At 46.5% G+C, this 24,845-nt stretch carries 28 protein-coding genes; all 28 read right to left on the bottom strand.

Annotated features, from left to right (window positions below):
- Window positions 1-2: 2 nt before the first annotated feature.
- The 28 genes from K339_RS0101160 to K339_RS0101315 all read right to left on the bottom strand — a co-directional run bounded on the left by K339_RS0101160 (window position 3) and on the right by K339_RS0101315 (window position 24,821).
- Window positions 3-2,954, bottom strand: a complete 2,952-nt coding sequence (locus K339_RS0101160; RefSeq protein ID WP_028521959.1) for a serine hydrolase — start codon at window positions 2,952-2,954, stop codon at window positions 3-5.
- A 1-nt stretch (window position 2,955) separates the two neighbouring features.
- Complete coding sequence (locus K339_RS0101165; protein WP_028521960.1) at window positions 2,956-3,432, bottom strand: hypothetical protein; 477 nt, start codon at window positions 3,430-3,432, stop codon at window positions 2,956-2,958.
- Window positions 3,433-3,451: 19 nt separating this feature from the next.
- Complete coding sequence (locus K339_RS0101170) at window positions 3,452-6,754, bottom strand: phage tail fiber repeat family protein (protein WP_028521961.1); 3,303 nt, start codon at window positions 6,752-6,754, stop codon at window positions 3,452-3,454.
- Entirely contained in the window at window positions 6,747-7,742 is a 996-nt protein-coding gene (locus K339_RS0101175; protein ID WP_028521962.1) for a hypothetical protein, read from the bottom strand. The genes K339_RS0101170 and K339_RS0101175 overlap by 8 nt, the downstream gene beginning before the upstream one ends.
- A complete protein-coding gene (locus K339_RS0101180) occupies window positions 7,742-9,262 on the bottom strand; it encodes a hypothetical protein (RefSeq protein ID WP_028521963.1) in 1,521 nt (506 codons plus the stop codon). The genes K339_RS0101175 and K339_RS0101180 overlap by 1 nt, the downstream gene beginning before the upstream one ends.
- Window positions 9,263-9,372: 110 nt before the next feature.
- The gene (locus tag K339_RS0101185; protein ID WP_028521964.1) at window positions 9,373-9,882 is read right to left on the bottom strand and encodes a hypothetical protein; all 510 of its coding nucleotides are present in this window, start codon (window positions 9,880-9,882) and stop codon (window positions 9,373-9,375) included.
- Entirely contained in the window at window positions 9,866-10,681 is an 816-nt protein-coding gene (locus tag K339_RS0101190; protein WP_028521965.1) for a hypothetical protein, read from the bottom strand. Before K339_RS0101190 ends, K339_RS0101185 begins: the two co-directional genes overlap by 17 nt.
- Window positions 10,681-11,604 (bottom strand): DUF6712 family protein, encoded by a 924-nt coding sequence (locus tag K339_RS0101195; RefSeq protein WP_028521966.1) that lies wholly within the window; start codon window positions 11,602-11,604, stop codon window positions 10,681-10,683. The genes K339_RS0101190 and K339_RS0101195 overlap by 1 nt, the downstream gene beginning before the upstream one ends.
- Complete coding sequence (locus tag K339_RS0101200; protein WP_028521967.1) at window positions 11,604-12,992, bottom strand: hypothetical protein; 1,389 nt, start codon at window positions 12,990-12,992, stop codon at window positions 11,604-11,606. Before K339_RS0101200 ends, K339_RS0101195 begins: the two co-directional genes overlap by 1 nt.
- The gene (locus K339_RS0101205) at window positions 12,989-13,264 is read right to left on the bottom strand and encodes a hypothetical protein (protein ID WP_028521968.1); all 276 of its coding nucleotides are present in this window, start codon (window positions 13,262-13,264) and stop codon (window positions 12,989-12,991) included. The genes K339_RS0101200 and K339_RS0101205 overlap by 4 nt, the downstream gene beginning before the upstream one ends.
- Window positions 13,265-13,631: 367 nt before the next feature.
- On the bottom strand, window positions 13,632-13,889 hold the full coding sequence (locus K339_RS0101215; protein ID WP_028521970.1) for a hypothetical protein: 258 nt from the start codon (window positions 13,887-13,889) through the stop codon (window positions 13,632-13,634).
- A 61-nt stretch (window positions 13,890-13,950) separates the two neighbouring features.
- Window positions 13,951-14,481, bottom strand: coding sequence for a KilA-N domain-containing protein (locus tag K339_RS0101220; RefSeq protein WP_028521971.1), 531 nt, complete (start codon window positions 14,479-14,481; stop codon window positions 13,951-13,953).
- A 538-nt stretch (window positions 14,482-15,019) separates the two neighbouring features.
- Window positions 15,020-16,756, bottom strand: coding sequence for a hypothetical protein (locus tag K339_RS0101235; RefSeq protein WP_157607440.1), 1,737 nt, complete (start codon window positions 16,754-16,756; stop codon window positions 15,020-15,022).
- Entirely contained in the window at window positions 16,707-17,345 is a 639-nt protein-coding gene (locus K339_RS0101240) for a hypothetical protein (RefSeq protein ID WP_028521973.1), read from the bottom strand. The genes K339_RS0101235 and K339_RS0101240 overlap by 50 nt, the downstream gene beginning before the upstream one ends.
- The gene (locus K339_RS0101245) at window positions 17,342-17,620 is read right to left on the bottom strand and encodes a hypothetical protein (RefSeq protein ID WP_028521974.1); all 279 of its coding nucleotides are present in this window, start codon (window positions 17,618-17,620) and stop codon (window positions 17,342-17,344) included. The genes K339_RS0101240 and K339_RS0101245 overlap by 4 nt, the downstream gene beginning before the upstream one ends.
- On the bottom strand, window positions 17,595-18,188 hold the full coding sequence (locus K339_RS0101250) for a hypothetical protein (RefSeq protein WP_028521975.1): 594 nt from the start codon (window positions 18,186-18,188) through the stop codon (window positions 17,595-17,597). Before K339_RS0101250 ends, K339_RS0101245 begins: the two co-directional genes overlap by 26 nt.
- Complete coding sequence (locus K339_RS0101255; protein WP_028521976.1) at window positions 18,166-18,765, bottom strand: hypothetical protein; 600 nt, start codon at window positions 18,763-18,765, stop codon at window positions 18,166-18,168. The genes K339_RS0101250 and K339_RS0101255 overlap by 23 nt, the downstream gene beginning before the upstream one ends.
- 59 nt (window positions 18,766-18,824) lie before the next feature.
- The gene (locus tag K339_RS0101260; RefSeq protein WP_028521977.1) at window positions 18,825-19,019 is read right to left on the bottom strand and encodes a hypothetical protein; all 195 of its coding nucleotides are present in this window, start codon (window positions 19,017-19,019) and stop codon (window positions 18,825-18,827) included.
- Window positions 19,019-19,558 carry a hypothetical protein gene (locus K339_RS0101265; protein ID WP_028521978.1) on the bottom strand — a complete coding sequence of 180 codons (540 nt, stop codon included), beginning with the start codon at window positions 19,556-19,558 and terminating at the stop codon, window positions 19,019-19,021. Before K339_RS0101265 ends, K339_RS0101260 begins: the two co-directional genes overlap by 1 nt.
- Complete coding sequence (locus K339_RS0101270; RefSeq protein ID WP_028521979.1) at window positions 19,558-20,031, bottom strand: hypothetical protein; 474 nt, start codon at window positions 20,029-20,031, stop codon at window positions 19,558-19,560. Before K339_RS0101270 ends, K339_RS0101265 begins: the two co-directional genes overlap by 1 nt.
- A gap of 119 nt (window positions 20,032-20,150) precedes the next feature.
- On the bottom strand, window positions 20,151-21,245 hold the full coding sequence (locus K339_RS0101275; protein WP_028521980.1) for a carbohydrate-binding protein: 1,095 nt from the start codon (window positions 21,243-21,245) through the stop codon (window positions 20,151-20,153).
- Between the two features lie 27 nt (window positions 21,246-21,272).
- Window positions 21,273-21,734, bottom strand: coding sequence for a hypothetical protein (locus K339_RS0101280; RefSeq protein ID WP_028521981.1), 462 nt, complete (start codon window positions 21,732-21,734; stop codon window positions 21,273-21,275).
- Window positions 21,731-22,519 carry a S49 family peptidase gene (locus K339_RS35650; RefSeq protein ID WP_051397725.1) on the bottom strand — a complete coding sequence of 263 codons (789 nt, stop codon included), beginning with the start codon at window positions 22,517-22,519 and terminating at the stop codon, window positions 21,731-21,733. The genes K339_RS0101280 and K339_RS35650 overlap by 4 nt, the downstream gene beginning before the upstream one ends.
- A gap of 108 nt (window positions 22,520-22,627) precedes the next feature.
- Window positions 22,628-23,107, bottom strand: a complete 480-nt coding sequence (locus K339_RS0101290) for a hypothetical protein (protein WP_028521982.1) — start codon at window positions 23,105-23,107, stop codon at window positions 22,628-22,630.
- A 315-nt stretch (window positions 23,108-23,422) separates the two neighbouring features.
- Entirely contained in the window at window positions 23,423-23,770 is a 348-nt protein-coding gene (locus K339_RS0101300; RefSeq protein ID WP_028521984.1) for a hypothetical protein, read from the bottom strand.
- A 76-nt stretch (window positions 23,771-23,846) separates the two neighbouring features.
- Window positions 23,847-24,101, bottom strand: a complete 255-nt coding sequence (locus K339_RS0101305) for a hypothetical protein (protein WP_028521985.1) — start codon at window positions 24,099-24,101, stop codon at window positions 23,847-23,849.
- Between the two features lie 169 nt (window positions 24,102-24,270).
- Window positions 24,271-24,510: a hypothetical protein gene (locus tag K339_RS0101310; protein WP_028521986.1), complete on the bottom strand. Its 240-nt coding sequence runs from the start codon at window positions 24,508-24,510 to the stop codon at window positions 24,271-24,273.
- Window positions 24,511-24,512: 2 nt separating this feature from the next.
- Window positions 24,513-24,821, bottom strand: a complete 309-nt coding sequence (locus K339_RS0101315) for a hypothetical protein (protein WP_157607441.1) — start codon at window positions 24,819-24,821, stop codon at window positions 24,513-24,515.
- Window positions 24,822-24,845: the final 24 nt, after the last annotated feature.

Consider the following 24,845-nt stretch of genomic DNA (forward strand, 5'->3'; position numbering starts at 1 on the left):
CCCTAAATGTTATTAATTAGTTTCAAGTTAACCACCCCCGTCTCTGTGCCACCAGCTGTACTATTGTAATAGTTCAGCAACAATTCCCCCTGCCCAAAAACCATTGGCGCAAGCTGGAAAGTGTAGTTAGCGGCACTACTTCGATCGAGGCGCGTAACGGTTCCACTTCGCACTTCCTCTAAGAATTCGAGACAGGCTTCAGCTGCGTAGGCGGCTTGTGGTTCTGTCATCGACATCGCAAAGTGTATCCCCCGCCCGCCCTTCTTATACACCGCGCGGCATACGCGTTTGATGGCTTCTTTGTCGGGCATGGCGGTTGTAGAGACCTCACCCCAATGCCCAGGATCCATGCGGAACATATACATGTCCACATAGTCGAGCTCGCAATAGTAGTCTTTGTCTGCACCAAACGTTGGGACAAGACAGTCAAAGGCGCTGTATTTTTTGGAGTAATCACCATCCCATCCCATGTCGCCATCCGAATGGTAAAATCCATCCAACTGCGAGATAATCGGGTAATTGGAAGGCGAATTACCGTACCAGCCATTGGACTGCGCGCGGAAAAAATCCGCCACAAAATGGATAACGCGCACATTGCTATTTGCACTTTTGGCAGCGTTTCGGAAACCAATCACCACCTTTTCCATTTCCAGATTGGTGAATTTCGACCACGCAGTTCCCTTTTGGGTGGCGACCATATAGGCCACGCCCCAAACGCCATCCGCGTCCCAACTCGCAAATGGTATATTGGAACTGGCAGAACTTTCTCCCCACGGTGTTATACTACCATAGGTGTCGCTTAGGTATTTCCGCCAAGCGGCGACTGCCGTAGGCGAGAAATCGCCGTGGCTTTCGTAGTTATTTGGGCGGTCTGGGTCATCCCACAAATAGTTAAAAAACTCCTCTGTTTGCCCACAACTTAGCGACATATAATTTAGGCGACCAGGTGCGTTTTGGTTGAACCAGTTCACAATAGAATAGGCACAACCGTTTACGCGATTTCGGTAGGCTGTACTCGAAAATGAGCCAAGCCCATACACTCGATCCTCGAATTTTCCAGTTGCCCTTTTGCCGCCTTGAAAAACGACTACATCATCAACTGGGATAAATTGTTCTACTTTCCCGTCATGTCGAACCCCCCAAAAATCGATACAATATCGTGGCTTTTGTAAGCCCTTAGACGCATATATTGCGTCAATTTGTGCCATTCTGTTTGCCAATTTGTGGGTAGCATATACCCCTGGGTCTGTCTCGTATTCGTCCCAACGTACACACCAACGAATTTCTGTACAAGCAGCTGACAAGCCTCTAATTTTCCAAAGGAAATCATCCGAGTCGAAGTAGCCTGTCGTGTTCGTAAGGAAAATGAAATCGGCATTTTGAACTGCAGGTGGATTGCAGTTTCCTTCTTCGTTAAGCGTCTCTCGAAATTTCTCACGTAGCTGGTTATTAGCGGTGCGGCTTGTGCCATTGTAAGCTTCAGTAAATACGAACCCAAAAAAGTTCTTTCTTCTTGAGAGCCACATTATACAGCCTGTAGCGCTTGTGTGTGACACTTCATTATTATCTGTGTCAATATCAAGTCCAAAGCCATATCTCGTTTTCATTTCCAAACTCCCTAACATTTCCGTAGCGGCGCCAGTTTGGTCAGCTTCCATTGTTTCTATAGCCGCCTGACTAAGAATTCTAGTGTTATTATACACACCCTTTTTTAGCCACATCCGCATGAATTTCGTCCAGTCGGCAGCAGTAGTGACTAAGCCCGCATGAATCACTGGACTGGTAGGGTCAGGGAATGGAGGCATTGTATAGCCTGTGTTATTCATTCCAAGAGGCTGAAGGATTCGTGTTTGGCATAGAGTAATCCAACTCTGAGAGCTTGCGATTTCCGCCATTCGTGCAGCAACTGCCCAATGTACGCCCCCGTACTCGTACCTTGTCCCTGGCGTATGGAGCAATGGAACGTTTACCGCAATTTGGTTGACGACATCCTCTATTGTACTTCCAGTTTGACTTTCGTAGGCTTGGTCAGAGTTCGCTTTCAATCCTGATGTATGCGACATAAGCTGTGCAAGAGTAATATTGCCTTTTCCGTTTGCTTGCATCGCTGGAATTAGGCTACCTGCTGTTGTATTAAGGGAAAGTGCCCCTTCTTCAACAACCTTCATAATTACACTTGCCGCGAAGAATTTACTTAGCGAGGCTAAAGCAACTCGGGTATCATCTGCGTACGTTATATATCTCGAAAACAATATATTCGTACGAAATACGACAGCAGCAACTTTGTTGTTGTACCCCGAAATATTGCCATCAATTATAGCATTAATTTCGTCCATTTCTGCAGACGACAATACGTCATCACATGCGAGAGCCTTGCCAACCACAACAGAACTCCAAGCGGACGCATAATCACCAATAATAGCCCGAATTCTAAAATAGTAGTCAAAGTTACTCACCCAAGGCCCTGTATCATGAACTCTCTCTCCATTAGTGTATAATCCACCTTCAACAGGCGCAAAATCAACACCATTGACGGAATACTCAAGCTCAAAATTGTCTGGCATATTACCTTCGTAGGCCCATCCAATTCTTATTGTGCTAGAATTTGTCCCTTCTGCAGTTAGGTTCGTGGGAGTACTAGGCTTATTCTCCTGTTTATTGTTATGCACAATGTCGAATTCAAAGGGGTTACAATACCCCTCGCAAGTAGGGCATTGCGCTTTGAAATAGGCTTTCCCATCGTTTGTCACTGCGCCCAAATTAATTTCAAACAAGCTTGACATAGGCACGAGGCTACCGCTCTCGACATCTTTGCAACCTTGCTCCACATCCCACAAAATCTGGGAAACGTTAGCGCCGTGGAAGACCACCGTATAAATACTGCCTTCCTTATGTTTTATGGAGCTAATGCTCCATTGCGGACCGCAGGGGCCGCATAGTGGTAGTGTTGGCATGTTACCCTTCTAGGTCAATAAGGTGTTCGTAGATATTCGCGACTTCGGTAATGTAGTCGCCCTGTAGGCTGGTTTGCTGGCCATTTTCGGGGTTAACAACGTTCTCAAACCAATGTTGCGAAAGAACCGTATTTTGGTCTGGAAATAACGACCAAGGCAGTTTGCCAACGACCTCAATAGTCTTTTCTGCGGCGTTTTTGTACTGCGTCTCAAGGCGGGAGTTGGCATCAGCAATCTCTTGTTTCGTTTTCGCTTCGCCCATGGCTGCCTGTGCTTGTCTGACATCCGTAAGAGCGTCGTAGCGTTTAGCATCTATTTGCTCTTTCATCGCCTTTATTTCGAGTTTGAAATCCAAACTACCGCCTTTCATCGCGTATAGGCGAGTAACGGCGGGGAGAATTGTACTTCCCACAAGTGGTAGTTTAAGCACTGTTTTTACGGGTTCTGTTGTTTCAGTTTTTGTGTTTTTCGTTGCCATTTTGTATAGATATTAAGATTTATGAAGGTCCTGAGAAAGGTATGTTACAGCTGATTGATGTGCCATCCCTTAGAACGATTGTGATACTTAGCGTACCCGAACTATAACTGCCGTAGCAGCTACTTACGCCCTTTGGGTCTGTCTCGGTAATCGTTCTGTCTATATAATATCCATCATCGCGATTGAGGCGAATGAGGTGGTTGCCGTTAAGCAATTGCTGTGTAGCTATGTCGTATTGGTAAGATATAGGTAAGGTTACAGAGGCGTACCCCTGGCCCAAATTTCGTGTTTGAAAGCCTAGTGTAAGGTTTCGGCCAGAGATCGAAAACCAATGTGAGCTATATCCAAACGGGTCGTTTTCGCTTTGCAAGTATCGGCTATCGCTCTGGCTGCGCGTGTATATTGCGTCCCAAGTTGGGCGGTTATCTAAGGCAGGTTGCAAGCCCGTTATGTCGCTAATTGCGTGCGTATGTCCCCAAAGTGTTTTGCCATCCAAAGCACTTTGAAGCCCTGAAACATCGGGAATAGTATGCGTATGTCCAGCGTATGAGAATCCAGGTTTATTCGTGATATTATCCCAATGGACAGTACTTCCCCCTGAGGTAGTAAGCTGTCCTTGAGTGAAGTATCTGTCATCGTGATTGTGTCCCCAGGGAGTTTTTCCGTCTAATGCCGCCTGCAAGCCCGTCACATCACCAATTACGTGGGTATGTCCCCAAGGAGTTTTTCCGTCTAATGCTGTTTGCAAGCCAGAAATATCCCCGATTCCATGCCCGTGGATTCGGTCGGCGTATAGCAATGTGCTTAATGTTAGCACATTACCGCCGTTGTCGGTACCAAGCAGTGCTACAGGACTACCCGTCCAAGCAGTTGCCGAGTAGTAAGAATTAAATCGAAGTTTCCCATTTGAGTTCAACTCCATCAGGTAGCTAGCGCCGCCACCTGATCGAAAAAGTATTGGGGCTGAAGTCCCTGCATCGATATTAAGTGTACCCTGAGCCCGAATTGCGCGGCCACTTGGTACGTACATGGAGACGGCCGATGCGTCTCCATCTGAATAAATAGCACCACCTATAATACGCAACTGATACCCCCCTGAATCGTTACCCCCAACAGCTACCCTTCCAAAGATGTTTGTATCTCCGCCCACATTAAGTAGGCCAGTTGTATTGCTACTTGCAATATTTACAACGGTGCCATTATCTACAATTCGACTATCTCCCAAGGAGCCACTTCCCGTAAATTTCGGGACGTAATTAAGGGTACCACTACCCCCTATCTTTCCGCTCCAGGTACTTATGTCAGCTGTAGAAATAGCCTTCACGTAGCTTGGTACTGTAGGGTCTGTCTCTGTAAGCAGAAAGGCAGGAACACCCGTAACTTTTGCGTAGGGAACGGCCGAAATGCTCACCGTTGTACGGTTATTTGCCGAGCTGTCGGCGATCGCAAATTCTTGCGAAAAATTCAGGTTACTTCGCTGGTTCACAGGCAATGTATCTGCCTGTACAGTGGTGTAAGCTTGTAGCAAGAATGCAGGAACACCGCTTATTTGCGCCCAGGTATGCGTATGCCCTAAGAGTGAATAACGAGCATCGCCGCGCGCTGTAGTCCAATATAGATTTGTCCCTTCAGGAACATCTGTAGTACTCAAGCTCACTGCACCCGTTTTGCCGTTCACCGAAGTTACGGGAAAGGCAATAGAGGCGTTGGTTAATGCCGTAACACGCCCATAAGTGTCCACTGTAGGCACTGCCACTTGCGTGGAAGAACCTGCCGTTAATCCAGCGTGTACCGTAGCCAAGCCAACCGTCCAAGTGCGGTTAGAAATAAGGGATTGGCTACCGCCTGTTATGTCTATTTGTCCTGCCGCACCTAGAAACGAGAGCGTTCTAACGACAGGAACATATAGCCCTGCCAAATCGGGCTTATCAGTAATTTGCGCCCACGTGTGCGTATGTCCTAAGGGGGAATATCTCACATCGCCACGCGCATTTGTCCAATACAAATTCGTACCCTCTGGCACATCGGTGGTGCTTAGAGCTACCGCACCCGTTTTGCCGTTTACGGACGTAACGGGGAAGGCAATAGAGGCGTTAGTTAATGCAGTTACTCGACCATAAACGTCCACGGTCGGTACCGCCACCTGAGTCGTCGAGCCTGCCGTCAGCCCTGCGTGTATAGCTACCAGATCGACCGCCCAACTTCTATCCGCTGCGAGCGATTGCCTACCACCCGAAACAGCAATCCGCCCAGCGGTACCGCCCACGGTGAGATTACGCCCAATCGGTGCATATAAGCCCGCATGGGGGCCATAATTATATGCTGCATCCCACTGCGAAACTTTTGTGGGACTAATCGAAATCTTCCCAGTAATCGGGTCATACAACAGGGGCAAATCCGCCCCGAGTGATTGTGTCGTACCCGTCCAGTTGACGATAAAACCTTCGTCGGTCTGCACAACATTAGTACCAGTACCAGAAAGTACCTTGAATTTCGTATCGACCTGATTAGCAGAATATACTTCCACATCCTGATAACCGTTCCCTACGCCTCTTTTGTAGTAGGTAGGCACACGTACTTTCCCGTTAGAAAGTACATTTCCTGAAGTAGCCGAATACCAGCTACCCCACACTTTTGCCTCGCTTCTTTCGCGAAAAAACAAGGCGTCTGAGTTCACTGGATACCAGTATTGATGTACGACACAGCCCGCAATTTCGTTACGCAAAATACCTTTATTCTCGGTCGTTGGCGGCGATCCGATGCTGCCAGCCAAAAACTCAACGTGCGTATTTCCGTGCGTAAGCGTCGTATTGAAATTCACAACATCGACCCGCTTTCCGCGATTCATATAGGCATATTGGCGCACATGATCAGCCGAAAGAGTACGTAGTTTTGTGTCGTTTGCCTTTCCCTTATCGTAGGATCCTGGCACGGCTATTTCGCCAAATTTATACGTCTCGTTATTGCTAACGTAGTAGTTCCAAGATTCTGCAACACCCTCAATTACAATCAATTCTCCCACGCGCGATTCAACACAGCTTTCATCGCGCGTTTCATCGGCCACAAAGCGAATTTCTTTGGTATTTTCCGCCGTGACCCAAACCAAAAAATGCCCTTTTGATTGGAGATTCGGCGGGTTCTGTACACCGTCCCAACTTTCAGCATCGTAGCGCCAAGATCCTATACCCAATTCGACAACGTCGAAAGGAGCAACTATAACGCCCTGGTTGGCATAGGCAAATTCGCCCACATCGGCACGGAGGTCACGTGTCTCTTTCGAGGTGCCTTCTTGGTTAAGCGATATGTAGGTACGATTAGGCATTTAGCACGATTTCGTCGTCGATGTCCAACAATAATTCTGTTTCCGAAATAGCCACGCCCACAGGCTGCCATACGTGGCCACTCCCCTGCGCGGGACCAAAAAGAGAGATTCCGCCTGGCACGTTCGCGCTAAGAAAATAGCGTTTCCCTGCCTGTAATCCCGTAAAATGGGGGTTAATGCCTTCGTATCGTGGCACGAGTTCGCCACCAGCCGCCGCATTGCCTGTTACGAAAGCGTGTGCCTTCGTGCCTAGCGCCGTCGCGATGGCAGGCCGCATTTTAGGCGTGCCGTTGTCGTCGTAGATGTTAACCAACATGCCCGCCGCAAGCGACGAGCCCGCTTGCACGAAATCGCCCACGGGCGTGATGGTTTCGCCTCGTACTGCAGTAATTTTCAGGGAGGCAATTTGCCCTTGCGCTTTTCCATTGCTCACCCAAAAAACTACATAATGAGCCCCCGTAAAAGTTGGCACCCACGAGATAGCCACCGTGTTGGTATCTATCACCACTTGGCAGCCCGCAGGCGCGGCCACTAAGCTCACCGACGCGTTGCCCATCGAAAGTGAGAAGGTGGCGCGGGGAATGGATTTTGTATAGGTTGCGTAGCGTGTCGCCGTTTCGGCGGGTAGTGTGAGCGGGGCAGTAATGGCTAGGCCCAGAGCGGCGGTGAGCTGGGCTTCGGTGATGTAATCGCTAAGATCAACTGGCGTGCCATCTCCGAGTTCCATCCCCTCCAAAATACCCGAAATTGCTTCGCTTAGGTTGGCTTTTGTGCCATCGCCCAAAATAACTTGGTCGTTGGTCCCACCTCCAGAAATGAAGTTAGCAATTGCTTCCGCGACTGCGCCACCCGACACCGCATTGGTACTGCCTGCTACAACCGCGTTATCTACCACTACTCCCGTACTTTCCGTAGGAGGCTCTAAGCTGATCGTTCCGCTATTTTGGTAGCCAGGCGGAATAGTTTGGCCGTCTAAAAAGTCTGGCATTACAGTTGTCCGTCTTCGGTGAATAAGAATTTGTACTCAAAATCCCCAAAACATAGGGTATCGTCTTCGGCTGGCTCATCCCATTTCTGTGAAAGAATCCCGATTGGATATGCCGCCCCCGCCACAAAACGGTAGCGATAAGCCGAGATAAGAAAGTCGCGAAAAATGTTAAAATGAGACTTGCTATCAAGCTCAAAAAAGCACTTATACGACTGATGGAATTGCGCGTCGTACTGAAATTCTTCCGTGTCGCCTATTGAATAAGGAAACGGCAGGTTTTTGCTCACAGTCGCAAACGACAGGCTCGTTTGGCCGTCTTGTGCGCCCCATACCGTAAGGGTATCAACCGCCCCAAGTGAGTTTACGTAGGTGAAATACTTGCGGTACTGGTAAGTGTTGTCGTTTAAGATGTAGCGATATGTGTCGCTTATCACCGTTGCCCCTTTTTGCAGAAAAAGCTCGTAAGCAATCGGCGTTTTGCCGTTGTTTAGCTCGAAAACTCCGCACTGAACGGGTCCCGCTTCTACCAATAACTTTTCCCAAGCGCCCCACGTCATGATGAAACGGTTGTAGATTTCATTTGTATTGTCGTCGAAATACACCTTCATTTTCAACAACACATCGACCTGTACCGTCGATTGGTTGAGAAACGTTAGCCACTGTGGAGCGTCCTTAATAATAATGCGCGTGAGCTCGCCTAAGCGTAGCGCCTTGTATTTTCCTGAAGCAAAAAAACGACTTGGCACAAGGCTCAAACGCCCGTAACCGCTGCCCCCAAACGCCACGTAGCGCGTTGGCAAGGTGGTCATTTGTCCCAGCTGTACAGGGCTGCCGAAACCATCCGCAACCTGCAGGTAATAACCTCGAATAGAGCGCTTCGATTGTTGGTACACCATTCCAGCCCAGGCGGGCAACTCGGGCGTAAGGCACAAGTAAGGGTGCAAGATTTCGGCCACGTCGATGCTCACCCGACCCGCTTCGTCGGTGGGCAAGTTTTCCGAAAACACCATGTCGTAGGCATTGCCAGTGGTATTTCGCAAGAAAATCCGCACCAAAAGGCAGTGATTGAGCGCCCGCGTGCGGTCGGCAGCTTCTTGTATCCAACCTATCTTGCCCGACGTCCAGTCGAGCTTGCTGAAGTTGTATTTTTTACCCTTTTTCTTAGAAGTAAATACTAGCGAATGCTCTGACCCTACCATGGCGTAGCTCACCACGAAGTCATCCGAAAGAAATACATTCGATTGGAAATAAGGCACTAAGCTTTGTACGTAGCTTGCGCTGCCGTTGCCCGCTGGAAACTGTGCGCCTGACCCCGTTGGGCTAGTTTTCGCCGCAAAAGTCTGAACGCTGCCGTTCCATTTTAGGGGGATTTGCGTCTCTGCCGTCACTGCCGACGTAAACGAAACGTAATTGATAGCCTCCAGCCCCGCACTTTGCAAAAAGTTATCACTTTCCAAGTCGTAAACGATTGGGTCGAGCGATAAGCTAAGTTGCGAAGGCGATGAAATGACGGTTATCATGTCTCGAAATTACCCACATAACCGCCCCCCAAAAAGGAACAATAGCCTGCCTAAAACACAAAACCCCGCCAAAAGCAGGGTTTTGTAGTACGTTCGCGTTCCTATCCATCTCAAAAAAACAAGTGTTCTGGGTATCGCCACTTAAACGTGTACGCCCACCCGCTAAATGTATCTCCTATCACACCCAGACGCATACCATCAGCGTTGTCAATCACTTCGATTTGCTTCTCGCTCAAAACCCCCTCGTTAAGCGCGAAGGTGTCGCGCTTCATCTGCATTAGAATTGTGCGCGCCTTCGCTCGGCAGGAGCTTCGTGCCACACGAATCGACACAGGATTTCGAGTGTCAAACTTCGCGATGATGCTAAATGCTCCTGAAAGCACGCCAGGCATTGCATCATTCATATCAATCTGATCATCGAACGTGTCCAAAATCATCGAAAAGCCTTCAGGACTGAGCTTCGAGCGGATGGCATCATTAATTTCCGATAGCGAATCAATGAAATTATTCACGTAGAAATGTGGCTTGGGGGCATTGATAACGTGCCCGCAGTGTTGCTCTGCCATCCGCTCAAAATAAGCGAGGTAAAATTCGTCGATGCTATCAGCTATTAGCTCCATTGTGCTCTTTCAATTTTTCGATTTGTGCCAACGAATTATCTAGCATCTTTAACACGATGTAGATATTTTCTTTTTTCAGGGCATTGAATTTTAGGGGGTCATCCCCCGCCATGCCGATCGCCACATCCAGCCAATTGCCTTGTTTTTCGCTTTTGCTTTCTCCCGACTTAAAGACGTGAGGAAAACAAGTTGCCAACCACTGCCGACAGCCCTCGTAATTAAAGAAAATAGCGTCTTTTAGCTCGCTAAACTTCTCAAACTGCCGAAAATGCTTGCTATTTTGGTCAATTTTATCGCTATCAAACTCCTTTTTTTTGCCGTAAATCGGCCTTTTGCAGTACAAAACTGCCATCATTTTGGCCAAATTACTTTGCGTGTAGTACAGCTCACTGTACCAAAATTGCTCAAAAGTCAAGTTAGATAGCTTATCGTCAGGCCCTTCAAACCTGATGGGGAGCGAAGACAAATACCTAATAAGCCATTTTGAGGGCGCTTGCCCCTCAAAAACCCAATTGCAGGTTTGTAACAAGGCTACACCTTGCTCAGTTACCTGGTCTTGTTCTTCCTCCTCCAAAATATTCAGATGTCGCATTTTATTTAGGCTAAAAAACGTCTGTGAAATCCGCTCTTTTAGCCCATACACTACCCGAAACAACATGAATATTACGGCAGCGTTAGTCTGCGCTTTTTGCCGTAGCCTCACGAGCTGGACAAACTGCCTGCTGGTGCATTCGTCATACGAAGAAGGCCCTTCGTAGCTATGTTTTTTTTTGCCGATTAAGATTGCAATTGTATTCATTAGAATAGTACCGTGCCTTTTATGGCAATCATTTTACTGGAAACGACGGGTACTTCTACCCCGTTAATTCTGTTAATTAAGCCCGATAGTACACCCCAAAAAAGGCGCTCTTTCTCTTTCAAAACCCCCAACGCTTTGGCCACCTGCTGATCGGTCGGCGGCGTGTAATACTTATAGGTATTACTGAACATTGAACCATAATTCACTCGCAAGCCACCAGCGTTGATTTCAACCGCCAATTGAAGCTGGAAAGCTTCGATGAGCGTGCGATATACCAGCCATTTTTTTGCAGCCCACAATAAATCTTTTTTGTCGGGATCATTACTACTTATAATCTCAGAAAACAACTCGTCACCGACTGTTTTTCTAAGCGTATCCTCCTGAAAATTGGACAAAATAGGCCGCAATGCGTAGTAGGTAAGTTGGCTATTGAAAATCTGGTATATGCTGCTGAATTGTTTTGCATTGGGCACAATCAACCGAGTATTTTCAGTATGCTCAGGACTCTCCGCGTAAGTTGGATAGTCTTCTGAGTTACTTTCCAGAAAATCTATTAGCACTTCCAAGGCATTGAAGCCCATCGTTAATGCCGCCTGTTCGATGTTGGCCACCTGATAGGCATAAGCCGCCGTTCTGTCTGCCGATTTTCCTACCGTGGTAATGCCTACATCACTGATTTGCACCTCGCCAAAAGGCAGGTACTTAACTAGCGCAAGCGGCGCCACCACACGCCGACACAGTGTAAGCAATTCCCCACCTTGCGAAACCGATTCCAGTACTTGGCTGTACAGCTCGCGCGAAATATGCTGCGACAATGTTGTCGTTTCGACTTCGACCAAAAACGGTTCGATATTCTCGATTGAAAACGAAACATTGGCAGGAATACACCCCCGAAAATCGTTATTGTTGCTGAAAATAGACATTAGGTAGTAACGGTTTTTGTCCCTGAACCCGTGTCAAGGGTCGTCAGGATGGTATCACGGAACTTGAATCTTAGCCCTGGATAACGCTCCTTCCAGCCGTTGTATTCGGCCACGAAATCGAGTGGCTCCAGTAGCATGTCGCGGTAAGGACTCATGCGAGCAAGGTGCATCAGCCACGCTTCCCGCTTGTCAGAGCCGCCCGAATGCGCGCCCATGTTTTTTCCACCCGCAAAACCTACGATGGTAGGGTCAAGGCCAAGCGCATAAAAGATGTTGGCCGCCGCCTCTAAGTTGTCATCTATGTACTTCCCATCTTTTTGTGAGTCGGTCATCCGCTCGATCGAGATGTATTCCATGTATTCGCCATTCGTACCTGATTCCTGATTCCAAACTTTCGGGAATATTACTGACGAACCAGCGTTTTCAACGTCAGTAAGCGAGGCATTCATTTGAACGAGCCACTCTTTTTGTTTGGCGATTTGTTCTTCTGGTTTCAATTTTTCCCAAGTTTCTTCGCCAAACAACATTGGCCAATAGCGCGGGTCAACTTTCCACACCCAAATAATATCCATTTGGTTTTTCATCAGAAATTTCTTGAACTGTGGGATTGCTTGCCGCACCTCAAGCCATCCACTTTCACGGATAGAATTATGATGAGCCATTTGGTAGAACATTTTGCCAGGCGTAGGGTAACTCATCGGGTAGATGTAGCTGTACACACTACCATTTTTTACCCAATCAATCACGTCGTACTGATAAGGGTCAATCGCCAATCGTTTCGAGACTAAAGGGTCTTTTTCTGATAGATTTGGCCAGTTGGCAGAAATGTACACATGGTCGCTTTTGCCCGTTTTTTCGTTCTGAATAGACCATCGGCAGTGCGCGGCCTCTTGGTGTACCATGTGCGTAATTATCGAACGGTCACGGCTAAGAACAAACTCAGGAAAGACGTTAAAGAACCAGACCATATCGTTGGCACACTCCAACATAAACCGCCGAAACCCGCGATTTTCCACAAAATTTCTAATGTCTTTGTCCTGTACGTAAGTGTAAATGTCATTCCCTTTGTCATCCACATCAGTTACGTTCACGGCCATAATGCCGTTCCCTACGAGCTTCGATGCCAAAATATCCAAAGACTGCGGAATAATCGGGTCGCGATTGTAGTCCTTAATGACGTTGTTTGGGAAATTGTTATCATCCCCCCACCAAATAATATCCCCAATAAAAATATCAGGCCCCCAGTTTCGCACGATTGGCATTACTGGCGGCTGTGCAGGCATAAGACCACTAGAAGCCTTGCTACTTTTCTCTAGTCGAACCAGAGATTTTGCGCCTGGCAAAACTGCTACGTTCGCAGTTGGCGTATTGAAAAAGTGAACACTCATGCGACTGGCTTATCGTTTACGTATAAGATTAGGTCACTGTGTACATAAATGGGATGCAGTGGGCCTTTGAGTAGTACCATGCGGTTCTCGGCACGGCCTACGCGTTTTTGGCTCGCAAGCTCTGCCGAGTTAAGCGTCACAACTCGCCCCCCTGTTTTGCGCTTGGCATCGTATTCGATGTAAACGATGCTAAAGGGCTTCGACCGCCCCGACGCGTACGTTTGCCGCATTATTTCGATGGCAGCGCCCAGCTTTATGTAATCAGTCTTCATAAAGCTCGAAGTTATTTTACCTATTCCACGCCAAAAAGGAATAGTATATTTATACGTATCAAAAAAACGAAGATGAGTACAGATGACGCCTTTGAAGCGCTTGTAAAAAGCCGATACGCCTGGGGAAAAGCAGGATTTCCAGAGCGTAACCGATATAGATTTTTATTTATGTTTCGACGAAAAAAAAATATACGTCAAGATACTAAAATCAAGTATCTCAAGCGTGCTGGCTTTATCCTTAAAACTGAGCCGACTTGGGAGTCGCCGTTTTAAGTTGTACCTTTGTAGAACATTGTGCCAAACGGCATGATTTAAACAGTAATTGACTCGAAACCCCTTGGTCTTGCCGATGGGTTTTTTATTTTTATTAGTTTTTAAACTCGCCGTGGTACTCGTAACGCATATCGTCGCACCATTGACCTATGGCGTCGCGCATAGTATTTTCCAGAAACTCAATGGTATTGATTTTGCTTTGAATCTCGGCCTTGAGGCGCGCGTTTTCTTGCGTGACCAAGTTACGGTAGTCGTGCATCAAATCGACCACTTTCTTTTTTTCTTCAATTTCGTCCAGAAGGCGATGTACCATTTGTCGCCATTCTTCATTATCTTTGTCTAAGTTCTGCATCACAGTAACTGTTTTAAGTGAATTACTGGCTAGCGTGTTCTCAGCACGCTAGCCTTTTTTGTTAGTTTAGATTTTCTTTCTCAAACATCGTAAGCTGGCTTTGCATATTTTTCTTAATGCGCTTACCCATCTCGCTGGCTTTCGATTGTAACTCTATCATCTCGGCATACTCAGGATTTTCGGCCATGAGCTTATCATGGATTTGCTGACGGCGTAGCTCCGCTTCAGCTTTTTCTTTCAAATCGGTACGAGTAGAACCAAACATAAGTTTGTCGATGGTGATATACACCCACAATTCAAAATCTGAATCTAACCAAGCCGCAAATTTCAAAGCTAATACACGGTGCATCCATGTGCCAGAACGTTGTTTGGAAACGTACAAATCTTCCTCTTTTTGGATGCCTAAAAAGTGAGAATTCTCACTTTTTAGGCACGAAGAAATAAAGCGTTGAGTGTCTTCATTTCTCATAAAAGCAACGACTTGCTTATCATAAATCTTTGCCATTTCAGTGGCATTGACCATGATGTTTGTAGAGCTTAAATCAAACTCTACTTGCTGACCATTGAACTCAAAAACCTGATGTGCTTGCATATTAATTGATATGTTTATATTTGACGATACAAATATATCAAAATAAAAAAATAGCATCCAAATATTAGCTGATATATTTATATCAACTATATTTGAGCAATTAATCACTTTAATACCATGGGCATCAAAATACAATTAGATACGCCAACCGAAATCCATTCTAAGATTAAAAGGATTCAACTTGAACGAGAGGAGAAAGGAGAAAAGGTAAGTTTAAGAGATCTCTATTATGAACTACTTCGAAAAGGATTGGAAGAACTTGAAAAGAAAAACCCCGCTGAGTAAGCGGGGTTTTTCTTTTAGTACCTGTAATTAAGACTAAACAGCCTCAATTACAGGTACTTGCATTATCAAAAAGCTAAAAAAAGGGAGATATAAAGCAAAAAAAACCACAAACGTCTATTATTCAAGTCGTTATGATGGCTTTTTTTTTGCAAAGTATCTATGTTACACAAACGAGCCAGCAACTCACTGACAAAAGTCGCAATTGCAGGGGGGTACATCGTCACGATATATGATAGACTACAAACAAAGTAGTCTAGTTCATAAACACAACGTTAAACTTGAGTCCGTGCTTGTTGAGATTGTGTTTGGTTTCACCTACTAGGAGGGTGTCCACAGCGTCGGTAAAGTGGGTGGTTTCGCGCTGGTCGATGGTAGAGAGCTTGCGTTCGTCGGTCTTATCTTTCTCATAGCGTTGTGTACCTTGTTTCAATCGGGCTAACCTCATAGCTGTTAGTAGATAAACACAGTTCAACCGATTGAATATAGTTTCAGGGGTATGCTCATCACCACCACGCAACGACCGACCCCACATTTCGTATCGTCTCATTGGGCTGGTGGTCTTCCCTATGTACACACGTTCCACTTTCCAACCTTCCTTGGTTAGTGCGCTCTCGACATCATCGGCGTAGGTTACTTTCGTTTGGGCATTTGTCCCTATCGCTGTGTGGTCGTAATAGAACTTCACCCTTTTCGTTTTGAACGTTCGGTAGTAGTGACAGAACTGTTCTAACAAGTCCCCTAGACGTTGTGGGTGCTTAACGTACAGGGCATTTTGTACCCTTAGTTTCTTTCCGAATTTCTGCCCTACTACTAAACAGCTGATACTTGCGCCAAAATCCATCCCTATACTAAGTGGGCGTGAATGGTCTAAGTCCGCATCTTTTCGACAATCATCCAGCTCCTTCAGTTGCTCGAATGGTACGCTGTCGATAAGGCTGTAATTGGTAGCCCCTAGTATGTAAGAATGTGACTTTTTCAGGTCAGGATAAAAAGCATCCGCTGTAAGAAAAGGGCGGATGTTCAGAATTGAGGTCTTGAATACGAAATCGGGTAGCGTTCGGTAGAGCCTTACAATATTGGCTTTTCCGAAACCATCCACGTTGTCGTGTCCTTTCGGCTCATAGTACCAGAATGTAACGGCTCTAAGTTGGTCCCAAAGCGCTTGCAGGTTGGCAATTTCTTTCAAAATTCCCTTACGACGGACGGGCGCAACCGTTAGCAGCTCTTCCGATTTCTCCCATATTTCCAACTGAATATCTAGCAACAATTGCACGTTTTCCGTGTCGCTTAACGCGTCTTGCTCTAATATCCACATCGACTCCTTTTCGGTGGGCATATCGGTTGTGTACGCCTCGGAGTGGAACAATGGGCAATCGGGGAATAGGTATTCATCCCCACGGTTTGCGGCTGCAATTTCACTGTCCAAGCTCGCTTTGTCGAGTAGTTTTAACTCATCACCGATTACCCCGTGCAGGGTCATGGAGTTGGCAGAGCCTTCGCGGTCTTGGGAGATAAGGCTAAGTACAGACCCGTTTTTGAAGTATAGGGTATGCTCAGATTTGAGCGAACCCACGTAAGGGGCTGGAATGCCAAGTCGCTTGGGTGGGCGCTCTCGAATCCAAAAGTCTTCGTTGCGCTTCCATCCGTAACTCTCGAAGCCCTTAACAATAGCGGGAAGGACGTTTTCGAGCAATTTGGCATACGACACCCCTACCAACGCAATACGGCAACGTGGCATTTTGGTAATGCAATCAATCGCCCGTTTGGCTAGTATCTTTTCTGACTTCCCTGTACCACGTGGCATCACCATCATCGAGCGTTTCGCGTCGATGGAATAGAATTTATGCTGGCTCTCGGTTGCGTGGGTTTGGTTGACTTCGATATTACCAGGAATCGTAACATCTCCACCATGCCCGCCGAGCATGAGCGCCACGCTAGGGTTATCCGTGAGGAATTTCTCCCAGTCCAAGCTCTTCACTATCGTCGTCATCTTGTTGTAAGGCGGTTATGTCTAGGATTTCTTCATACTGATTTTCTTGTTTTTTCTTCGCAGCTTCTAACGCAGCCATCACATCACCCGTCAGATTTGCCCGTTTTTGGGCACCAATCAATGCAGGATTATGATTAATCACGTTGATGATAAGCACGTTACGCGGTGGTTCCGATTGCTCCTTATCAAATCCGTTCAGCTTGATTAAATTCTTATGCTCCTTCGATGCCGCGTCTCGGTCTTTCGGCGTCCCTGAAAGCTCACATTTCTCAATGTTACGCTTAATAGATTGCTCTAGCCAGCGTCGTTCGTATTCCATATCGAATACGCTTGTTCTCACAGTCAACGCCTTGGCGAGCTGTAGCGCCTTGATGGCCGTTGGGCGGCTGCATTCCTTCTCCTTCATAATCCGATTCACAATCACGTAATCGGGCTTAGTACGGAGCGTGCGTTTTTGCAACAGCATTACCGCGCAACTAACCCTTTCGGCTAGGTCGATAATTGCAGGCGGTAATTCGTAATTCTCGACCGTTTCAGCCCGCACGAGCTGTTCAAGTTCGTCGTTAAGTCCTTGCTCTATTAAGTTCATATCTCAGAATCTCGCTGTTTTTCTACGTACTTCCTTGCCATTTCTTGGGCGGGGCTGCTACCCTGATTCGCCAGCTTAATCACGCTTTTTCTAAGCGTTGCTTCAGCTACGTAAGCCCCTTTGTAGTATCGTTTGTGGATGTCGCTAGACTCGTCTTCTAACGCATCCATAAAGTCGTCATAATCCATTTCTATGATGATAGCGATGGCTTTGGGCGTCATAAATAGCCCTGCCAACACTTCAATTTCTTCAAGTACGTTTTGCGTAATCTCCATGGCCTTCGATGGTGGGAATAATCCAGTTTTTATGAAAATTGGCGGTTTGATGGCTTACTTTTATGCTGCCCGATTCGATGCGTACGTTGTTGGTGTAGTTGCTGCTGGCGTTAATTACGACCGCCCATTGGTCGTTCTCCAGAACCGTCACTTTGGCATGGCAATGCGCTACCGTCACCGCCTCGAAATGCTCCTTCACGTAGGCGCATACCTCTGGGTATCGAACCTTAATTCGGTAATCAAACAGGCAATGCACCGACGTAAGTACCCCTGCCAAACGAGCTTCTACCAATTGCCTAGCGGCTGTCTCGGTCATGCTCCACGTCGCCATTGTCATTTCTGCGGGGCCAATTTGTGCCAAAACCCAAAATACGAGCTCGTGCGTACTCCAATCCGCCATGCTTACGTACTCTATATTTTGGCCTGTTTCGAGGGTTGGAAAAATATCTTCTATCTTATCCCTTACCGTCGATTTGACGTAGAAGTCATAGAATTTTTCAACGATCGCCGACGATTTGGCGACGATGGGCGTGGGGGTTTCGTCTTCAGGAATTGTTCTGAATAGCATTTATCTTCTTTTCGAGGTCAAAAAGTTCACTTTTCCAGGCTTCGAGTTTGGCGGGGTCGGTAGTGCCACGACTTACGTAACTACGAAGGTTATTTCGTCGCTTGACCAAATCCGCGATGTTGGAAATGGCCACTTCCTGGCTTTCGGGCAAGAACTTATTCGCCCCCCAAAAGGACTCTATTCCCTCTATTTCGTCGAGTCGCGGGTTAATTCCCTGCATGATGGTTTTGGCAATGTTGTGCAGTTCGTCACCTTCAGTAACCCCACTTTCGTAGAGAACGCGGGCACGCTCTTTGAGCGCAAACCGACGATCCATCAAGGCCCTGGCTTCTTGCTTTCCAGTCTTAATTTCATCGGGGGTTTCTGTTTCTTCCTGTTCAACCTCTAACGATAGCGCGTCTTTGATTTTCATCAGCTCCTTATGTAGCATCGTTTTTCGATAGGCTTCCCCGCCCGCTTTCAGGTAGTCGATGAGAAATTTTGAGGTGGAAAAACGCTCAAAAAGCTGAACCCCATCCCAGTATATCGGCTGTTTTAACCAGGCGTCGATAGCTTCAACTATTTCTTTTTTTTTCATGTTTTTGGTAAAAAAAAAGCCCTGATATTACACAGAGCTTTTTCATTTTTAGGGGGTAATTACTTGTTCGACAAGATATATGGAAACGCGGGGCCTTGTTTAAGTAAAAACTCTAGATCCGCATCACTGAGGTCGGAAAGGTTGTAGTCACGCCCTTGGTAGTGAACTACGGTTGGCTCTCCTGGCTTCTCTTTTACGCCCACAATTTTGTAGGGGCGCTTCGTCGTCTTAGGCTCTTGAGGTACGTCTGCCATTAGGTCGCTGGGGTTAAAGGTACAGCCGCATCATAGATATATTTCCAAGGCTGGTAAGATACTATTTTCCCCATGTACCCTTTCCCGTCACCTGTAACAACCTGGGTAGAGTAATCTACCTGAAGCACGGCTGGGTTTGTTTCGGTACCAACCTGATTAATAATACCTTCCTTGTCTGGAAGTAGAGCGATGAAACGATCAAACTGCGTTTCATTCGCCATATAGGTTTGCTTTTTGCTATCACCTGGAATGAATACTTGTGCGGTTATCTCCCAGCCGCCACCGTCCAAATTCCCTAAGTGTTTGTATTCAAGAGACCCCTTCTCTTTCGAGACGTATATTTTTGAAAATTTTTTGCCTGTTTTGCACACATGAGGCTCAACAATGGCATACTTATCTTCTGGGTTGGTGGGGTTAGTAGCAGGAACTTTGAATGTTGCTATGTCTGCAACTGAGCAGATATAGGCAATTTCCTGCAAACCGCCCATCATGCTTTTACCCGTGCCCCAATCTGGGACAAAATCGCCATATGTAGCCATTATTCTTCGGTTTGAATTTCCTCAATCGCGCCTGACTTCATTTCTACTAGCTGGGCTAGTAAGGTTTCGTTCTCCAACACATCTTTCGATGTATAGATCGTCCCTTTCCAGTTAAATGCTGGCATCGTTGGGCGGTATTTCTTGCCGCCTAATGTTGCAATTTGCGGTTTAGGGAGCGATTCGGCTTGCTTCGCCAATTCTGCTTCGAGGGTTGCAATTACAATCGTTTTCGCATCACTTTCGACCTGTAAATTCGTCAGCTCTGTGTCTAATGTGGTATTTGCCAACTGTAACTCTTTTAGTCTTTCGAGCATAGAAGAATTTTTCGACAAAAGCCCTTGCAAATCACTGTTCAGAGAAAGATTTTCGGCCTTTAGTGCCTCTAACTCTTTTTTAAGAGCGAGGTTTTCGGTCTTTACGGATACCAATTCTCCTGAGTTTGTATCGGTAGTATCTTGCTGTTTTCCTGCCATGTTGTTAAAATTTTGGGACGGAACGGGTACCCATCACCGCCCCTTTTCGCCTTTAGTATTTGTATCGGAAGCGGGGCCTACGTTGTTGCCAATTTCAGCCCCTTACAAGTGTTATCAGATTAAGCACGTTCGTTACAGAACATGTACTGAGGGTCGGCAATCTGGAAAGCTAAGATGGATTTCATCGAAGCCTCGTAGCCGTGGTGACCTTCGATAATCGTACCAATGGAATTGAAATTACTCAACACATTTGTACCCATCACCAAGTTTTTGCGTCCGTTTTGGGAAATGTTAACGATAATACGCTCACTGCCCGATAACCACGTCACGGCCTTAATGCGCGCCTTCCCGTTCGATTTCCAGATGTAACCTGAGGTATTACCCTCGTTTTGGGTCACGTCTTTTGCGTAGGGATACTTCGCCAAAAGCGCCGTGTTGCGTTTCTGCAAGGTATTGTCCGAACACAAAATCTCGATGCTTATACCCTTCGCCATACGTACTTTTTCGGGAATGCTGAAATACAACTGTTCGTCGATTTGGTCGAAACCATCCGTGTCCGTAATCGCGCCCAAATTGACGGGGACTACTCGCCCAGCCGTGATTTCTTCGGCTAAGATGGTACCCCAACCTTTCACCACACATCGTGCGTTAACATCTTCCCATTTCGCAGGATGCGAATCAGGCGTTTGCCCTGCCGTGGTGGCTCCGATACACTTATAGAAGTTCTTATTGTACTTCATCAGCGTGCCTACCGTGTAGGCCGTACCGCCAGCGTAATCCGACACGTCTTCAGGGTTGACCCCCATGTACGAATACGTGTCAATTTCGTCAGCGGTTTTCATCGACTGTTCTTCCCAGAAGTATTGAGCGAATCCGCCAGGGTATTCCTTCGCATTTTCAGAAAGTTGCTCAGAGAAAAACGTATCGCGTAATTCCTCGGGAATGATGTTTAGCATCTTCATACCGATTTTTGGCTCAATCGTGCGAGCTTTGAATCTCCCCTGAAGACGCTCTGGCGCATTCTTGATAGAAATATCCAGAGGTCGCCACCCTTTTTCGGCTTCGTAGTTCCACATATTGCGTGGAGCGGTAAGGTTTCGGATGACGGTGGCGTCATTTTGCATCGAAACCTCGTTGTAAATCTTGCGAATAATGCCTTGCTGGTATTGCCCAGCGTAATTGGCTATCGCGGTAATTTCTGCACTTGCTGGCATTGTTTTGCGCTGTTAATAGGTGACAAATTAGAGTTTAGAAGCGGCCATCTGGGCTTTCGCCTGCTTGATGTCTTCATCGACTTGCGACCAGAACGGATTCTCAGCGCCACCCCCACCGCCTTCTGACGTAATCGTCGTGATGGGTGTTGTAGGCTCCGCCCCTGGTAGTTTCGACAAGCGAGCTACTTCCGCTTGCGAAGCTGTAAGTTGCGTTTGGAGAGTTGCGATTTTGGCCTTTTCGGCGTTAAGTTCCGTCGTTAAGGTGGTTACCTTCCCCGTTTCAGCGGCAAGCTGAGTACGCAAGGTTTCAGCCTCGGTATTCACAGCACTCGCTTGGCCGACATCTTGTAACGCTTGCGCGATACCGCCCAAGCCATTGGCGCTCAATTCTGCAACTACTTGACTAAGCTCTTCAGCTGTCAGGTTGGTCGCTTCTTTTCCCTTCAAATTGCACAGATTAGGCAACTTGATAAATCCGAGTAAACTCATATAGCAATTTGGTTTTGATTAGCCCAATTAATAAAATTCAAGGTATCTTGGATGGTACCAATCCCATCAATCAGCCCTATTTCGAGGGCTTCAAGCCCCGTCAGGGTTGCCCCCTCAAAGGCGTCTTTGAGCTTCGGAGTCTCGACCCAGCGCCCCAAACGATTGATATAGACGCGCGTCATGAAATCAGCCGCACGCTTGGTGACGTACTGCGTCAAGGGTTTGTAATTGCCCTTCTCAGCTTCGCGTATGTCGTAGTTTTTTTGGCGAGACTGAGGCGCGTAAATGTCCACTTGCTCAATCCCGTTGGCCTCCATCATTTTGCGGAAGTTGCTGTACGTCACGTACGCCCCTATACTGCCGATTCGGCTATAATCGCCACTCGCAACGATGTAATCGCACTGCGACGCAATTAGCATACCACCGCTTTGGCAGTCGCCAAACTCCACAAATGCCGCGACGGGCTTGTTTCGACGATACACGGCATCGTGTATCATGTAGGCCGCATCTTCCATCCCACCAGGGCAGTCCATTTTGATGGCAACGCCCTTGCATTTCGGGTCGTTGTAGGCACATTCTAACTGCATAACCGTCTTATCCGCGCCGCATGGATGCCCCTTTTCGTCGGTCATAGACGTTTTGAAAAGCACTCCTTTCAGTGGCACGATGGCGATGTACTCCCCCGTCGCACGCTCGGCACCTTTTTGGGTGTATTGCTCAGATTCGCCCGCGTCATCTAACTGTATTTCGGCATTAGCTAACACTTGCGCAACGAGTGCGTCCATGTTAGACCTAGCCAAAAACCAGTTGCTACCGATAATATTATGTGCCTGAATACTTACCTTCATGTCCCAAATTTTTCACTTTAACGCCACCCCTAAAAGGAATTTTAACTACGCAAACGGGTAAAAACCCGCTGGAAAACTAACCTTGCCTGTGAATTCTATCATGTACCCGCGTTTGCCGCCCATCTCCACCTCGTTGTTGAAATCGGCGAGCATTTCCAGCCCCTGTTCGGGACGTCCCACCACAATCTTTTTGCCCAACTGGTCGGTAATGCGCAAATAGAAACGCGGGTAGGCCATCCACTGAAGTTGACTCCGAAACGTGTCTGAATCGTTGGGCAAAAAGGCGATTGCCCTCACATCGTAATACACCCGCCCACGGCTGCGTTGTTGTTTCTCCGAAAACCCAATCGTGCCAGGCGTACCATACACCCCGTACCAGCGCCACCCTGGGCGAAAAAACAGGGCTTGCGAAAAACGCCCGCCAATCGGCTCGTTCCATCCCAAAACAGCCCCAACGGGCGTCCATTCTATTTTCTGGACACTGGCGGGATTTAGTTCGTTGATTCGGAGTAGGTCGTTAATCATGTCTCAAATTTTCTCCGATTCATTCACCCCAAAAAGGAACAGTAGGCCCGTAAACGAGAAAAGCCCCGCAATTGCAGGGCTTTTCTTTATTGGTAGTTTAAAGCAATTAAGGCTTTAATGCTTTTATTTGGTCTATTAACTCTAATGGAATATGCACCAAATCTTCACGTGTATATTCACCATTAACGTACATTGTTTTGCATATTGAAATATGATCAACGTGTCGAAAAACTTGATTTTTATACAAGATTTCACTTCCAAATTTTGTCTTGGTTTTCTCCCACGTAATCTCAGATTGACTTATCTCTAAGTTTCTCATTTGAACGATGCTAATAATTCAAACAATTCTTCTTTGTGACCTTGTGGATGAGACAAATACAGTTCTGCAATCGTATGCGGGTATGTCCTTTCCTCAAAATGAAGCTTATTGTATGGATAGAATATAAGGCTATTGAGCAAAAAATCAGTGCTTTGCACCCTTACTACGTCGCCAATCAGTTCATTTATTTTTGAATACAAATCGCTAGGGCATACACATACCAAGTTATTTGATTCAAACGTAATGCCCAGAACTTCCTTTATGAACGCGATTTTTTCTTCGTTGAAGGCCCGCATTGGTGATTGACCAAGTGTGTGGGCGATTGAATCTAATAGTTCTTTCATCTTAAAGCCGTTTATCTCATTTTCCATTTTGCTAGTATTTTACGACGGTATTGCTGAGTATGATTATATCACCCAACTATAACCCCTTCAACCGTTTATAATTCTCCAATCCACCTGCAACGCTTATTTGCGACATTAATGAGGAGCATTCTATTTTAATGACCTCTATAATTTCGCCTTGATTGGCTAGTTCCATGATTTTAGGAGCAAAAAAATCAAGCCATTCGGGGGGAATCATAGCTGACCTTATTATCTCTAACGCTTCCATTTCGGTTAATACTGATTCAATCGAAAATTTACGGATGGCGATTGAATCTAATAGTTCTTTCATGTTAAAGACGTTTATCTCATTTTCCATTTTGCTAGTATTTTACGACGGTATTGCTGAGTATGATTATACCACCCAATTTTTTTTGCTCTGCTGCGTACATGACTCAAAGATAGGTGGAATTTGAAGGCAAAATACTCAATCATTGCCTTTCGACTGTATTTCTGCTTTTTCATACATTAGTAGAACACCAACCTTTTGCTATTGCATACTCTTTTATGCTTTCAGGAGTTGCCGAAATCCCTAATTTTTTACTGATAGCAGCCATACCCTGACCAAACCTTCTAGGGAGTTCGGCGCCAGCCATACAGCATCCCCAAGCAGATAGAGCATCCGCACACAATTCTCTTTCATCAACTGATTCATCTAATAAACCAGTATGAAACACATCAGCAAATATGTAATTCATCATTTCTAAAGTTTAGTGTCAAAAATCCGTTTCAAAGCTACTTGGGCGGTACCGATGGTTTTTTTCAATTCTTCGATTTGTTCCTCGGTTTCTTGTCTCCATTTGTAGTATCGATTCATCTCTTTTTCGCGGTTCGCATTTACATCCGCAAGCTCTTTTTGCAATTTCGCAAAGCTTACGATAATGTGTTCAATCGTCGATTGTCCTGTTTTCAGACCGTGGGTTTTCATTACATCGTTCATAATACCCACTATTTCGGGTTTATCATCTAACCCTCTTAGGGTGATGGTTCTAAATTCTTTTTCTGCTATCATTTTTTTGAGTGGTTGAGATGGGCC

This window comes from Runella limosa DSM 17973 (assembly GCF_000482465.1).
In the GTDB taxonomy this organism is placed as follows: Bacteria; Bacteroidota; Bacteroidia; order Cytophagales; family Spirosomataceae; genus Runella; species Runella limosa.

Excerpts from the sequence above, each read along its gene's own strand:
- K339_RS0101280 (WP_028521981.1), bottom strand. The coding sequence starts at position 21,734 with ATGAGTTTACTCGGATTTATCAAGTTGCCTAATCTGTGCAATTTGAAG.
- K339_RS0101270 (WP_028521979.1), bottom strand. The coding sequence starts at position 20,031 with ATGGCAGGAAAACAGCAAGATACTACCGATACAAACTCAGGAGAATTG.
- K339_RS0101220 (WP_028521971.1), bottom strand. The coding sequence starts at position 14,481 with ATGCAAGCACATCAGGTTTTTGAGTTCAATGGTCAGCAAGTAGAGTTT.
- K339_RS0101160 (WP_028521959.1), bottom strand. The coding sequence starts at position 2,954 with ATGCCAACACTACCACTATGCGGCCCCTGCGGTCCGCAATGGAGCATT.
- K339_RS0101185 (WP_028521964.1), bottom strand. The coding sequence starts at position 9,882 with ATGGAGCTAATAGCTGATAGCATCGACGAATTTTACCTCGCTTATTTT.
- K339_RS0101235 (WP_157607440.1), bottom strand. The coding sequence starts at position 16,756 with ATGACGACGATAGTGAAGAGCTTGGACTGGGAGAAATTCCTCACGGAT.
- K339_RS0101240 (WP_028521973.1), bottom strand. The coding sequence starts at position 17,345 with ATGAACTTAATAGAGCAAGGACTTAACGACGAACTTGAACAGCTCGTG.
- K339_RS0101170 (WP_028521961.1), bottom strand. The coding sequence starts at position 6,754 with ATGCCTAATCGTACCTACATATCGCTTAACCAAGAAGGCACCTCGAAA.
- K339_RS0101180 (WP_028521963.1), bottom strand. The coding sequence starts at position 9,262 with ATGATAACCGTCATTTCATCGCCTTCGCAACTTAGCTTATCGCTCGAC.
- K339_RS0101195 (WP_028521966.1), bottom strand. The coding sequence starts at position 11,604 with ATGTCTATTTTCAGCAACAATAACGATTTTCGGGGGTGTATTCCTGCC.
- K339_RS0101310 (WP_028521986.1), bottom strand. The coding sequence starts at position 24,510 with ATGATGAATTACATATTTGCTGATGTGTTTCATACTGGTTTATTAGAT.
- K339_RS0101255 (WP_028521976.1), bottom strand. The coding sequence starts at position 18,765 with ATGAAAAAAAAAGAAATAGTTGAAGCTATCGACGCCTGGTTAAAACAG.
- K339_RS0101200 (WP_028521967.1), bottom strand. The coding sequence starts at position 12,992 with ATGAGTGTTCACTTTTTCAATACGCCAACTGCGAACGTAGCAGTTTTG.
- K339_RS0101290 (WP_028521982.1), bottom strand. The coding sequence starts at position 23,107 with ATGATTAACGACCTACTCCGAATCAACGAACTAAATCCCGCCAGTGTC.
- K339_RS0101175 (WP_028521962.1), bottom strand. The coding sequence starts at position 7,742 with ATGCCAGACTTTTTAGACGGCCAAACTATTCCGCCTGGCTACCAAAAT.
- K339_RS0101315 (WP_157607441.1), bottom strand. The coding sequence starts at position 24,821 with ATGATAGCAGAAAAAGAATTTAGAACCATCACCCTAAGAGGGTTAGAT.
- K339_RS0101205 (WP_028521968.1), bottom strand. The coding sequence starts at position 13,264 with ATGAAGACTGATTACATAAAGCTGGGCGCTGCCATCGAAATAATGCGG.
- K339_RS0101265 (WP_028521978.1), bottom strand. The coding sequence starts at position 19,558 with ATGGCTACATATGGCGATTTTGTCCCAGATTGGGGCACGGGTAAAAGC.
- K339_RS0101245 (WP_028521974.1), bottom strand. The coding sequence starts at position 17,620 with ATGGAGATTACGCAAAACGTACTTGAAGAAATTGAAGTGTTGGCAGGG.
- K339_RS0101165 (WP_028521960.1), bottom strand. The coding sequence starts at position 3,432 with ATGGCAACGAAAAACACAAAAACTGAAACAACAGAACCCGTAAAAACA.
- K339_RS0101305 (WP_028521985.1), bottom strand. The coding sequence starts at position 24,101 with ATGAAAGAACTATTAGATTCAATCGCCATCCGTAAATTTTCGATTGAA.
- K339_RS0101250 (WP_028521975.1), bottom strand. The coding sequence starts at position 18,188 with ATGCTATTCAGAACAATTCCTGAAGACGAAACCCCCACGCCCATCGTC.
- K339_RS0101275 (WP_028521980.1), bottom strand. The coding sequence starts at position 21,245 with ATGCCAGCAAGTGCAGAAATTACCGCGATAGCCAATTACGCTGGGCAA.
- K339_RS0101260 (WP_028521977.1), bottom strand. The coding sequence starts at position 19,019 with ATGGCAGACGTACCTCAAGAGCCTAAGACGACGAAGCGCCCCTACAAA.
- K339_RS35650 (WP_051397725.1), bottom strand. The coding sequence starts at position 22,519 with ATGGACGCACTCGTTGCGCAAGTGTTAGCTAATGCCGAAATACAGTTA.
- K339_RS0101215 (WP_028521970.1), bottom strand. The coding sequence starts at position 13,889 with ATGCAGAACTTAGACAAAGATAATGAAGAATGGCGACAAATGGTACAT.
- K339_RS0101300 (WP_028521984.1), bottom strand. The coding sequence starts at position 23,770 with ATGAAAGAACTATTAGATTCAATCGCCCACACACTTGGTCAATCACCA.
- K339_RS0101190 (WP_028521965.1), bottom strand. The coding sequence starts at position 10,681 with ATGAATACAATTGCAATCTTAATCGGCAAAAAAAAACATAGCTACGAA.